This window comes from Myxococcales bacterium (genome assembly GCA_022184915.1).
In the GTDB taxonomy this organism is placed as follows: Bacteria; Myxococcota_A; Polyangia; order Fen-1088; family Fen-1088; genus JAGTJU01.
In genome coordinates, this window is sequence record JAGTJU010000004.1 from 208,011 (window position 1) to 220,409 (window position 12,399).

8 protein-coding genes are annotated in these 12,399 nt (G+C 67.6%); 1 reads left to right on the forward strand and 7 read right to left on the reverse strand.

Annotated features, from left to right (window positions below; translation table 11 throughout):
• Positions 1 to 26 precede the first annotated feature (26 nt).
• From KA712_15865 to glgC, 3 genes are all read right to left on the reverse strand, one after another.
• Positions 27 to 1,604 (reverse strand): DUF1957 domain-containing protein, encoded by a 1,578-nt coding sequence (locus KA712_15865; GenBank protein ID MCG5054440.1) that lies wholly within the window; start codon positions 1,602 to 1,604, stop codon positions 27 to 29.
• Positions 1,601 to 4,528 (reverse strand): glycogen/starch synthase, encoded by a 2,928-nt coding sequence (locus KA712_15870; GenBank protein MCG5054441.1) that lies wholly within the window; start codon positions 4,526 to 4,528, stop codon positions 1,601 to 1,603. Before KA712_15870 ends, KA712_15865 begins: the two co-directional genes overlap by 4 nt.
• A gap of 71 nt (positions 4,529 to 4,599) precedes the next feature.
• Positions 4,600 to 5,859, reverse strand: a complete 1,260-nt coding sequence (gene glgC, locus KA712_15875) for a glucose-1-phosphate adenylyltransferase (GenBank protein ID MCG5054442.1) — start codon at positions 5,857 to 5,859, stop codon at positions 4,600 to 4,602.
• A gap of 123 nt (positions 5,860 to 5,982) precedes the next feature.
• Between glgC and glgP the strand changes: the two genes are divergently transcribed.
• Positions 5,983 to 8,136: an alpha-glucan family phosphorylase gene (gene glgP / locus KA712_15880; protein MCG5054443.1), complete on the forward strand. Its 2,154-nt coding sequence runs from the start codon at positions 5,983 to 5,985 to the stop codon at positions 8,134 to 8,136.
• 23 nt (positions 8,137 to 8,159) lie between these two features.
• Here the strand turns inward: glgP and KA712_15885 are convergent, their stop codons facing one another.
• The 4 genes from KA712_15885 to KA712_15900 all read right to left on the reverse strand — a co-directional run bounded on the left by KA712_15885 (position 8,160) and on the right by KA712_15900 (position 12,395).
• The gene (locus KA712_15885) at positions 8,160 to 8,696 is read right to left on the reverse strand and encodes a hypothetical protein (GenBank protein MCG5054444.1); all 537 of its coding nucleotides are present in this window, start codon (positions 8,694 to 8,696) and stop codon (positions 8,160 to 8,162) included.
• Positions 8,697 to 8,709: 13 nt separating this feature from the next.
• Entirely contained in the window at positions 8,710 to 9,390 is a 681-nt protein-coding gene (phoU, locus tag KA712_15890) for a phosphate signaling complex protein PhoU (protein MCG5054445.1), read from the reverse strand.
• Positions 9,391 to 9,473: 83 nt separating this feature from the next.
• Complete coding sequence (locus KA712_15895) at positions 9,474 to 11,288, reverse strand: PAS domain-containing sensor histidine kinase (protein MCG5054446.1); 1,815 nt, start codon at positions 11,286 to 11,288, stop codon at positions 9,474 to 9,476.
• A gap of 114 nt (positions 11,289 to 11,402) precedes the next feature.
• Positions 11,403 to 12,395 carry a flippase-like domain-containing protein gene (locus tag KA712_15900; protein MCG5054447.1) on the reverse strand — a complete coding sequence of 331 codons (993 nt, stop codon included), beginning with the start codon at positions 12,393 to 12,395 and terminating at the stop codon, positions 11,403 to 11,405.
• Positions 12,396 to 12,399 lie beyond the last annotated feature (4 nt).

The window sequence follows — 12,399 nt, forward strand, 5'->3', positions numbered from 1 at the left end:
CGCCCGCGAACTCGCTCGGCTCCGGGTTAGAGCCAGGCCGAAACGTCGAGATCGGGAAATAGGGGCGTGCGGGACTCGCGGCCGCTCAACTCGGCCTCGCGAACCTCGTCGGCTTCGATGGCGGTGGCCAGCGCGTTGAACGCGTCCAGGTGTTCGCGGAGGCGGGCGGCACCGTACGCGGGCGCCGTTCCCAGGGTGATGAGGAAGGTCCAGTCCGAGCTTTGCGCCAACAACAGCTCGCGACCGGCTTGCCTCACGGCGCGTCCGCGTAGCCCGTCGGCCTTGAGCCGGGCGAGCCTCTGCATGCGCGCCTCGGCCTGGTGCAAGGCGGGATACACCCAGGTGGTTTCCGGATTCAACCAGACCTTGTGGCTGCTCTCGGCTCCCCACGTGCTGGGCGCGAGGCTCATGGGGGGCATGGTGAGCTCCCCGTCGCGGGCCCGATCCACGACCGTCGTCACGCACGCGGTCTGCACAAAGGTGTCGGACGCCAGGAGGCGCAAGACCTCCTCGAGAAACGCGGGTCCCTCGTACCACCAGTGCCCGAACAGCTCGGCGTCGTAGCAGGCGGTGATCACCGGCGCTTGCCCCCCTGCGTGCGACTGGACCTGCGCGCGCCGCGCGGCCACGAAGGCCCGCGCATCGGCCATCGCCGCAAGGCGCGCGGCTTCGGGGTCGTACAGCGCCTTTTCTCCCAGCGGCACGTCTCGTCCCGTCACCCGGTGCAGCTTGAGGCCCAGGGCCCGGCGGCGCCCATCGGACGGCAGAAAAGGCAGGAGCTCTTCGATCGGGGCTTCGTGGCCGAAGTCGCGGTGGAACTCACGGTAGGCTCCATTTCCGGGGTAGCCCTCGTGAGCGCTCCACACCTGGCGCCCCGTCTCGTGATCGCGAGCAAAGGCGGCCACCCCCGCGGCGGTCTTCACGGGCGCGTAAAGGCCGAAGGGCGAGGGCGGGCGTCCCCTCTCCACAGCGGCGGCGTCCACGAAGAACAGCTCGACCTCGTCTTCGGCCAACCGCTCGTCGAGCCCCAACTCGTACCCGCACTCGGCCAGCCACAGGCCCCGGGGTTTGCGCCCGAAGTTCCGCGCGTGAGCTTGCACGCCCGTGCGCAGCTGGGCCCGTTTGCTGCCCGTTGTGCTCATGAGGGGAAGCAGGCCGTGGGTGGCGTTGCACGCCACGATCTCCACCGCCCCCTCGGCCTGAAGCCTTCGCAAAGGCGCGAGCAGATCGTCCTTGTAGCGGGCGAGAAAGGCCTCGGTCTCCAGACACTGCGCCACCGTTTGGCGGGCGGTCTGCCCTGGCAGAGCGTCACCGTGCCGCTTCGCCTGAGATTCTGCCAGCCGTCGCAGCCGGTCGAGGTAGCGGTGCAGCCGCTTGCGCAGCAGGCTGTCGTCGAGCATCGCAGCCAGCGTGGGCGACAGGGTCAAGGTGATGCCGAAGCGAACGCCCTCTTCGTGTAGCGCCGTGAGGCGGCTCCACACCGGGACGTACGCTTCCGTGATCGCCTCGAAGAGCCAGTCCTCTTCCAGAAAATCTTCGTGCTCGGGGTGCCGGACGTACGGCAGGTGCGCGTGGAGCACCAGACAGAGGGTGCCGCGGCTCACGCGGGCCTCCCCGAAGGATGCACCAGGGTGTCGCTGGAGGCGCGCCGGGCCTGCGTGTCCGAACCGGCCGGGCTGGGCGGGCCGAAGCGCACATCGCGCAAGTCGAGGGGCCGCGGGCCGGGACGCACCGCGGGCGGCGGTGGCAGCACCAGCGCGGCGGAATGCGCGCTCGCCGTGGCGAAGGCCACCTCGGGGAGCGGCCGTTCCGCGAGGACAGGCGCCGTGCGGGGCAGATGCAGCACCTCGGAGGCCCCCGCTTCACCGAAGAGCGTCAGGTTTGGAAGCACCCTCCGCGCGGGGGACACCACGGCCGCGGAGGGCGCGGGCCAAGCGGGCGTACTGCCCGGGGGTGGAGGCGGTACCAACGTCGCCGGGGGACCGGTGGGTGCGGGGCAATCGGGCTCTTCGTTGCGGGGGGCCTGCGCCACCGGGCCGCTTTCGGGGGGAGCAGGCCAGGAGGGTTCCAAGCTGCCTTCGGGCGTCTTTTCCCACTGGGGCGCCTCGGGGAACACGCCTGCCCAGCGCCGGCCTGCCGGATCCGACTCGAACACGCCGACCTCCACGGCCGTCTCCAGCCACGCGGGTGCCTGCGTCTCGGGGGGAGGCGGCGCCTCCATGGGGGTGATCACCGCGTTCGAGAGGGCCAAGATGCGTCCGTCGGCCGCCCGCAAAAAGGCGCGGTAGGCCTGATCGGGCAAGGCGCCCAACCATCGTTCACCCCGGGCATCGAGTTCCGCCGCAGCGGTGAACAGGGCGCCCGAGGGGCGCTCCTCGAGGACCAGCTCCAGGGGGCCGCGGCTTTGAACGTCCCAGTACGCAAAGAGCGCCCGCGCGCCTTGCACCATGAGCCGAAACACGGGCTCTTCGCGGGGTGGGGGCGCCGGGGGCGGTGGCGCGGCGGGTGCCGGAGGGGGCGGCAGGGGGACGTGAGCCCGGCGCGCAGGCGACGCCAGGACCTCGCGGTAAAGCGCATCGTAGGGCCGCGCGGCGTGGCGCCACGACCAGTCCTGGCGTAGGCCCGTTTGCTGAAGATGTTTCCACGCCTTGGCGTCCGCCCACAAGGCCACCGCCCGCTGGACGGCGTCGGCCAGGGCCTGAGACGAAGGCTCGTGAAACACGAACCCGTTGTCCCCGTCGCGCACGGTGTCGCGCAGCCCGCCCACCCCGTGAACGATCGGGATGGCCCCGTAGTGAAGCGCGTAGAGCTGAACCAGGCCGCAGGGCTCGTGGCGCGAAGGCACCATGAGCATGTCGAGCCCGCCGTACAAGCGGCGCGACAGCGCCAGGTCGAACTTGACGAGCGCCCGGAACCCCTCGTCGTGGAACTCGGCCCCCAGGGCGCGGAGCCGCTCTTCGAGCGCGCGCTCCCCCGAGCCCAGCACCACCACCTGCGCGTCCATCGCCAAAAGCTGCGGAAGCGCGTCCAGGATGAGGTCCACACCTTTGTCGTTCACCAGGCGGCCGATGAAACCGATGAGCGGGCGATCGGGCCGGTCCGGCAGGCCGAGCTCGGCGCGCATGGCCTTCGTGCAAGCCGCCCGGCCCTCGAGCTCGGCCGGGGAGAAGTTGGCGGGCAGGTGCTTGTCCGTGGCCGGGTTCCACGACACGTCATCGATGCCGTTGAGAAGGCCGCGCATGTCGCCCCCGCGCGCGCGAATGAGCCCGTCGAGCCCCATGCCCCGGGCGGGGGTACGAAGCTCCTCGGCGTAGGTGGGGCTGACGGTGGTCACCCGGTCGGCGGCGAGAATGGCTGCCTTCAAAGGGATGAAGCGGCCGAAGTGTTCGGCCCACTCGGGGTGCCAGAGCCCGCGCGGCAGGTTGAGTGCGTCCATGAGGCCCGGATCGCTGTCGCCCTGGTACTGCAGATTGTGAATGGTGAAGATCGTGCGCGTGTCCTTGAGCGCTTCACCGTGCGCCCCCGCCATGCGGACCAGGGCCGGCAGCAGCGCCGCGTGCCAGTCGTGGCTGTGGATGATCGCCGGGCGCGGCGTAAGCCGCGTGCCGAGCTCATGCACTGCCAGCTGAAACACGCCGTAGCGAAACGGGTTGTCGGCGAACGCGCCTCGCTCGTCCACGTAAAGCCCCCCGCGATCGAAGAGCGCGGGGCAATCGACGAGGTAGGTGGGCACCCCGCCCGGCGGCTCCAGCAGCTCGCGAATCGACACTTCCACCGTTTCGGCCAGAGGCAGCTCGAAGGTGAAGAGAGGCTCGGAGACCGCCAGCTTGATCTGGCGTTTGTAGTAGGGCAGGCAGACGCGCACGTCCCAGCCCAAGTCTCGCAACACGGAGGGGACCGCGCCCACGACGTCGCCCAGGCCTCCGGTGGAGGCGAGCGGAACGGCCTCCGAGGCCACCCACAACACCGGCCCGGCGTGCTCGGGGGTGATCTCGCGGGGGGCAATCGGGACGGCGGACGTGGGCATGCGGGACCTCGCGGCGGGCGTGGACGCCGGCGGCGAGGCGGCCGGCAGGGTAGGGGCAGCAGCCACCGCGGACATCGCGGAGGCCTTCGAGGAGGAAGCGCTCTTGGCGCGCGGTTTTGCCACAGCGCCGGCTGTCCGGGGCGCCTGCGGGGACGGGGCCGGCTTGGCCTTGGCGCTGGCCTTGGGGGCTTTCGTAACGGCCTTGGCCCTGGAGACTGGCGTGGGTGCTTTCGTGGCGATCTCGACCTTCGAGGCGGCCTTGGCCTTGGGGGCCGGCTTGGGCGCTTTCGTGGCGGGCTTGGTCTTCGCGGTGGCCTTGGCTTTGGCAGCCGGCTTGGGGGTCTGCGCGGTCGTTGCAGGCTTCGTCGCTTGCGTAGGGGCGCCGGCCCTGGACGTGCGACCAGCCGTTCGAGGGCTGCCGACGCTTTCGCCTGGGCGGGGAGGCTGGGCAGCCGCTCCCGAGCTATCGACTTTTCCTTTGGCGTTCGCCCCCTTCTCCATATCAGCCCTATGCGAAACCTGCGGCGTCTATCCCCGTTGCACCCGTCGACCGATGGCTCTCGTTCGAGGGCTCAGCCGTAGTCGCGTAGGCGTGTGGTCAAGGTGTCGCGCGCCTTCGCCACCACGGTCACGCCGCCTTCGCTCACCACGTGGCGCAAGGCATCTCTCGCGAGGTCGTGGCCGATCATGTCCTTCTCGGCGACACGAACGTTTTTGTCCACGATGGCTTTTTGGATGCGGGCACCCTTGCCGATGTACACGTTGTCGAAGATGACCGAGTCTCGCACCTCGGCGCCTTCATCCACGAAGACGTTCCGGCCGAGGACCGAGTCTTTTACGAACCCGCCGGCGATGATGCAGCCACCCGCCACGGTCGATTGCAGCACCTGACCCCGGCGTCCGGTTTCGTCGAACACCATCTTCAGCGGCGGATCCGAATAGCTGGCCGTCATGATGGGCCACTCGAAGCCGTAGAGGTTGAGGGCAGGAACGACGTTCTTCAGATCCACCGAGGCTTCGTAGTAGGCATCGATGGTGCCTACGTCGCGCCAGTAGATGTTTTCGTCGATCGTCTTGGCACCCGGAATCTTGTTCTCGTAAAAATTGTAAGCGTAGGCACGTCCTGTTTCCAGGAACGCCGGAATGACGTCGTGACCGAAGTCGTGGCGCGACTCCCGGCGCGCGTCGGCCAAGAGAGCCTCGGCAAGGATGTCGGGCTGGAAAATGTAGTTACCCATCGAGGCCAGGCACTTCGTCGGATCGCCCGGAATGGTCTTGGGGTTCTCTTTGGGCTTTTCCTCGAAGCCCACGATCCGGCCCTGGGAATCGACCTGCATGATACCGAAGCTCGAGGCCTCTTCCTTCGGCACGGGGATACAAGCCACGGTGGCCAGCGCGTCCCTCTCACGGTGGAAGTCCACCATCTGCCGCACGTTCATCTTGTAGATGTGGTCGGCGCCGAAGACGAGCAGGAGGTCGGGCTTGTAGTCCTCGACCATGTGAAAGTTCTGAAAGACCGAGTCTGCCGTGCCCCGGTACCAGGATTCACCCATGCGCATCTGCGCCGGCACCACGGTCACGAAGTCGGAGTGGCTGTTCCGGGAGCCCCATGCCCGTTGCACGTGCTCGACCAGTGACTGCGCTTTGTACTGGGTCAGCACGTAGAGCGAGCGGACGCCCGAATTCACCATGTTCGATAGTACGAAATCGATGATCCGGTACCGGCCGCCGAAGGGCACTGCCGGTTTCGCGCGATCGCGGGTCAAGGGAAACAGCCGGGAGCCTTTGCCACCGGCCATGATCAAGGCCAGGAGTCTCGGTTGGTGAATCATGAACGAGTAGGATTATAGAGCACCTGCGAAAAAAGGCTGCGAAAGTCCCGGCAGAAAAGACGCTTTCGCCCGGCAAAATTTTCTTATTTCGGATTCTCAGGCTCGTGGTTAACTGCCAGGGTCATGTCCACCGTGAAACCCCTCGAAAATCTAGGCGAACAGATCCGCGAACTAGCCTCCAATTTGTGGTGGTCCTGGAACCCCGAAGCGATCCGTCTCTTCCGAGACCTGGCGCCCGAGGTCTTCCACGACTCGAACCACAGCGCCCTGGCCGTGTACCGGGCGGTGGTCCCCGAGAAGCTGGAGGCGCTGGCCGAAGACGCGGTTCTGCGGGCCCGGATCGACAAGGTTCACCGTGAGTTTCGCGGCTATGTTTCGCCCGACGCCGGCACGTGGGCAGGCACGCAGGCGGCCCCCCTCAAGGTGCGCCCTGTCGCCTACTTTTCGGCAGAGTTCGGCATTCACGAGTCGCTTCCGATTTATAGCGGGGGCCTCGGCATCCTGTCGGGTGACCATATCAAGACGGCGTCCGACCTCGGGCTGTCGCTGGTGGGTGTGGGTCTGTTTTACCGCGAGTCGTATTTCCGGCAGCTCATCGACGAAAACGGTCAGCAACACGCCGAATACGACCGGGCGTCCCTCGAGCGCTTGCCCGCGCGTCCGCTGCACGACCGGAACGGCCAGCCGCTTTGCATCGAGGTGCCCATGGACCACTCCGTCCTGCATGCGCAGGTGTGGCAGGTCGAGGTGGGCCGCAACCGCTTGTTGCTGCTCGACACGGACGTCGAACAAAACACCCCCGAGAACCGTTCGTTGGCGGCCCGTCTTTACTACGGCGACCAGCGCGTCCGCATCCGCCAGGAGCTTCTGCTCGGCGTGGGCGGTGTGCGGGCGCTGCGTGCCGCGGGTGTGCACTTCAGCATCATGCACCTCAACGAAGGGCACAGCGCCTTCGCCACGCTCGAATATACCCGGGTGTTGATGGAGGACACGGGGGCGAGCTTCGCCGACGCCGCTCAAGAGGTGGCTCAATCGACGGTGTTCACCACACATACCCCCGTGGCAGCGGGCCACGATCGCTTCCCCCCAGATCTCGCCGATGCCCACCTCGAGCCGCTGCGCCGTTCGCTCAGCCTCGGGCGCAACGAGTTTTTGGGTCTGGGCCGCATCGACCCGCGTGACGAAGCCGAGCACTTCTGCATGACGGTCTTGGCGTTCAAGATGTCGCGCTGGGCCAATGGTGTGTCAGCCCTTCACGGCCGGGTGACCCGGAAGGCCTGGCAGGTCCTGTGGCCCCATCACCGTGAGGACGAGGTCCCGGTGGGGCACATCACGAACGGCGTTCATCTGCGTACCTGGGTCGCGCCGGCCATGCAGTCGCTGTTTGGACGTTATCTGGGGCGCGATTGGCTCGATCGCATCACCGATCCGACGTGCTGGGCGCGGATCGACGAGGTCGACGACGCCGAGCTCTGGGAGGTTCATCGCATCTTGCGTGCCTCGCTCGTGCGCTTCGTGCGGCGGGAGGTGGGCGATCACCGCAGCCGGGTGGGCCTGGCGAGCGAGCTCACGAAGGCGGCCGAGACCGCCTTCAACCCCGACGCCCTGACGATCGGCTTTGCGCGACGCTTTGCTACCTACAAGCGCGGCAACCTCATCTTCAGCGACCTCGAGCGCATCCTGCGCATTTTGAACGATGCCCAGCGGCCCGTGCAGCTCGTGTTCGCCGGAAAGGCTCACCCGGCCGACAAGCCTGGACAATCCGTGCTGCGCGAGGTGTACCAGGCGTCCTTGCGCCCCGAGCTCCTCGGCAAAGTGGTCTTCGTGGAGGACTACGACGTGAACGTGGCGCGGCACCTCGTCCAGGGCGTGGACGTGTGGCTCAACAACCCCCGCAGGCCCCTCGAAGCCTCGGGAACGAGCGGCCAAAAGGTGCTGCTCAACGGGGGCCTCAATCTGTCCATTCTCGACGGCTGGTGGGCCGAGGCTTGGGACGGAGAAAACGGCTTTGCGATCGGCAATGGCCGCACCCACGTGTCGCAGGAGGAGCAAGACCGGCGGGACGCCTTGTCGCTGTACGAGGTGCTCGAGAACGAGGTGGTGCCTCTGTTCTACGAGCGCGACGCCGCGGGCGTGCCCCGGGGCTGGGTTCGCCGCATGAAGCGGGCCTTCAAGACGATGGGCTGGCGCTTCAACACCGATCGCATGGTGATGGACTACACCCGCCAGTGTTACTTGCCCGCCGCAGCCACCGACACCTGCGTGATGCCGAAGTAGTCTCGAACGGCCCGCGCGAGCCCTCATCCCCCACGTGGGGGCGGGGGCCCCGCGGCACGGCGAGGGGGAAAGAGTGTGGTGGCGAGTTCGTCCGCCGGGACGCCCAGGCGCTGCGCCACCACCTCGATTACGAGCGGGACCAACCTGCCGCGAGGCGGCCTCCGGACCGCGTCCCGGAACTCCGCTGTGAGGGGAATCTCCTGGGGGAGCGGGCGGCCCTGCTTGAGGGCCAGAGCGGCGCCGAGCCAGGTGTGAAACTCCCACATCCACAGCATCCAGGGCAGAGCCGCCCCGCCAGCAAGCGCCTGTCGCACCTCTGTGTGCCTGCGCTCGAGTTCGGAAAGGCGAAGGCGGTCGAGCTCGCGAAGACACCCGGGAAAAGCCGCCGCCAGCGCCTTGAGCGTCGGCTTCACCCCCGCCAGGTCGAAGGGCCTCGTCTCGTCACGGGTGGCCCGCAGGCGCACCAGGCTTAGGTACTTCGTCTCGAGCGCCTCGAGCGCCGCGCGGGGTGGTGAGCTGGCGTCCGTGGCTCCGCCGTCTTGCCCCGTCGGCAGCGTCACGGCGCCCCCGGGCTCACGCGGGCCGGCTGCCCTTGTGGCGAGGGTCTTTGCCCTTGACCGCGAAGATGACCATCTCGGCCAGGTTCGTGGCGTGGTCGCCGATGCGTTCGATGTATTTTGCAATCGACTGAAGCCGCGTGGCGCGGGAGATGTTCTTTGCGTCTTCCATCATGTAAGTGAGCAGCTCGCGGAAGATCTGGTGGTAATAGGCATCCACCGTTTCGTCGCGGTTGATGATGTCTTCGGCCTGCGAATCGTCGCCCGCCACGAAGGCGTCGAGCGCGTCGTGAACCATGCTCATGGCCACTTCGGCCATCTTGGGCAAATCGACGTAGGGCTTGAGCGGCGGCTCCTCGTTCAGCTCGATCACGCGTTCACAGATGTTCACGCCCAAATCCCCGATGCGTTCGAGGTCGGTGACCAGCTTCATCGTGATGGTGATCTGGCGAAGGTCGGAGGCCACCGGCTGACGGCGTGCCAGAATCTGCAGGCAGAGCTGGTCGATCGCGAGCTCGAGGCGGTTCACCTCGCGATCAGCCGCGATCATGCGCTTGGCGAGCTCGCTGTCCCGCGTGAGGAGGGCGTCTATGGCGCTCTTGATGAGCTGTTCCACCTTCGCGCCCATGAGCAAAATGCGCTCACGCAGCCTCTGCAACTCGTCTTCGTACTCGCGGCTCGTATGCCTTCGGTTCACAACCCCTAACTTTAGCCGATGGCAGCAGGGGCCCGGGAAAAATTCGCGTTTCGAGAGCCGCAGCGGGGGTGGGGCGGGAGCCGTCAGCCGAGCGAGTCTTCGGGGTTGGTCGGCGAAGGCATGGCGTCGGTGCGGGCCCGCGGCAAGCGCAGCGTAAACGTCGTGCCTTTGCCCACGACACTCGCCACCGTGGTGGTACCGCCCATGGCCTCCGTGAGGTGCTTGACGATCGAGAGCCCGAGGCCCGTGCCCCCCTTCGAGCGGGAGCGGCCCGGATCGATCCGGTAAAACCGCTCGAAGATGCGGGGCAGGTGCTGCGCCTCGATGCCTTGCCCCGAGTCCTCGACCTCCAGTCGCAAACGGTCCGCCTCCAGCGCCGCGCGAACCGCCACGCGCGAGCCGTCGGGGCAGTATTTGACGGCGTTGTCGATCAGGTTCGATAGCACCGTCTCCAGCGCCCGGCGATCCGTGTGCAAAGGTGGCAGGTTTGCGGGGATGTCGCTCACCAGCGTGATCTTGCGGCGCTCGGCGCGGTCACGGAACAGACCAAAGATCTGGTTCACGATGCGAGTGACCGACAGAGGCTCGATCTGCAGGCGGTACTCACGGGACTCGATACGCGACAGGTCCAGCAGATCTTCCACCAGGGACTGAAGCCGGTCGGCGTTGCGTTCGATGATGTCCACGAAGCGCAAGCCCGCGTGAGAGTCTTGAGCCTCGATGGTCATGGGCAAGGTCTCGGCAGCCGAACGAATCGCCGCCACCGGCGTGCGCAGCTCGTGCGAGACGTTGGCGACGAAGTCGCGGCGCAAAGACTCGAGACGACGGATCTCGGTGACATCGACGAACACCGCCAGATAGCCACCCTCCGTGAAGCGCGTGGCGGTGACCATGAGCCTGCGGGGGCGCAAGCCCTGCACCTCGATCTCTCCCCGTACACGCTCGCCCTCGGACGAGCGGTCGAGCAGGGCGGAAAGCTCGGCGTGCCGGAACACCTCGAGCACGGTGCGCCCGCGCACGTCGAGCGCCGAGGTGTGGCTGTCGGCGGTGGCCAGCCCCGGACGGGGCATGAGGACGTCGCGCAGAGCCGGGTTGATGAGCGTCACGCGCCTTTCGGTGTCCAACACCAAAACGCCTTCCTCCATCCTCTCCAGAATGCGTCCCACCAGGTCGCGCTCGGCCTTGAGGTCGTCGAGTGAGCTCGAGAGGTTGCCGGCCAACAGATCGAGCGCTTGGGCGAGCGGGAGCAGAGGCTCCCCGATGTTCATCGGGCTTCGCACGCGAAGGTCTCCCTTGGCCATGCGGGCCGCGGTGTTCAGGAGTCCCGATACGCCATCGGCGAAGATGCGTGGTCCTGCCCACGCGCCGACGCCCGCGACCCCCAGCAAGATCACGATCGCGATGCCCAGCGATCGCCGTGCCTCGGTCAGCGCTCGTTCTGCGGGAGCGTTGTCGATGGCGGCGCGGACCGCACCCACCACCTGCCCGCTGCGCAGCACCGGCGTGGTGGCCACCACGTACGCTTCTTGACCCGGTACCACGCGGACGCGGGCGAAGGATTCTTCTCCCGCCAGGGCTCGATCCACCTCGGCCGAGTGATGCCGGTCGTCTTCGGGGGGCTGCAGCTCGACGCCCGCCAAACGCCGGCCCGCGGGGCCGAACAGCGTCAGGGCCACTTCGCCCTTCACGCCCGCCAGGGGTTTTTGCCAGGTGAGCTCGCTCCAAGCCGACGTGGGGGTGTCGGCCGCCAGCAGCGCCACAGCCCGCACCGACAGGCGCAGCGCGCGCTCGACGTTGGCCTCGGCCGTGGCACGAATGGTCTTGTCCAGGAAGCGGTTGGCCACCGCCCCTGAGATCAGGATCATGCCCGCGAAGACGAGAAACAGTTTTGTGCGCACGCGCGGTTTCCGGACGAAACAGCCCGGCCGCGACCGGGGATTTTCACCCTTGCCGCGGCAGCGTGACGGAAAGCGCCGCCCAAATCAAGCGACGGTGACGTCACGAATCGCGGTCTAACGCCGAGGCGCGCGCTCGCGGCGGGCAAACGCTGCCAGGGCCCAGAGTCCCACCACCACGGCGAACCAGAGCGTGACGATGCGGGTGAGCACGGTGGCGGCCGCGCCGGTGCCGCGATCGATGCCCGTGCCGAAGCGGACGAGAAGCGCCAGCATTCCTGCCTCGGTGACCCCCAGGCCCCCCGGGAGAAACGATAGTGCGCCCGCAATCGTCATGGCTGCGTAAATGAAGGTGCCCGCCTGCAAACCCAGGTCGGTTCCCGAAAAGCCGTTCACGATCAGCCAAAAGGCGGCGCACTCGAGGGCCCAGGCGCAGGCTGAAAGCAAGGTGGCCCAGAGCAGGGGCGCGGGGCGCAGCAACAGCGCGGCGCTCTCGTAAGCCTCGGTGAGCGAACCCGCCATGCGGCGCAGGCCCGGCACCTTGCCCAGGTAGGCAATGAGCGGCCGCGCCAACGCTTCCACGGACGCGAAGAGCAGCCCCACACCCAAAAGCGCAGCTCCCGCTACCAGGAAACGCCGATCCACCGGAAAGGAAAACGCCCCCACGGCCGCCAAGGCCAACAGGCCCGCCAGGTCGGTCAGACGTTCGACGAGCACGATGGGCGCGGTGCGGGCCACGGGGATCCCGCGCCGCTGGCGCAACAGCACGGACTTGAGCGCCTCTCCCAGCTTGCCTGGCGTGACGGTCAAGGCGAACCCCGAGAGGAACACGAGGGCGCTTTCGCCGCGGGGCACGTGCAGGCCGAGGCGCTTGAGGTAGCCCTCCCACCGCCAGAAGCGCAGGGCGTAGTTGCCGGCCGCCAGCAAGAGCCCGACGCCCGTGGTCCAAAACGCGTAGCGCTCGAGGGCGGCCCCCACTTGCCGGGCATCGGCCCACAGCGCGAAGCCCACGTAGAGGGCCATGCCCACCACCACGCCCGCCACGACCCGGCGAAACAGCGTGCTTCGTGCCGGGGGCGTTGCGAGCGAGGCGTCTGGGACGCTGTCCACCGTG

What these genes read in the sequence shown, in the direction of transcription:
- glgP (MCG5054443.1), top strand. Translation starts at nt 5,983, where the DNA reads ATGTCCACCGTGAAACCCCTCGAAAATCTAGGCGAACAGATCCGCGAA.
- KA712_15870 (MCG5054441.1), bottom strand. Translation starts at nt 4,528, where the DNA reads ATGGAGAAGGGGGCGAACGCCAAAGGAAAAGTCGATAGCTCGGGAGCG.
- glgC (MCG5054442.1), bottom strand. Translation starts at nt 5,859, where the DNA reads ATGATTCACCAACCGAGACTCCTGGCCTTGATCATGGCCGGTGGCAAA.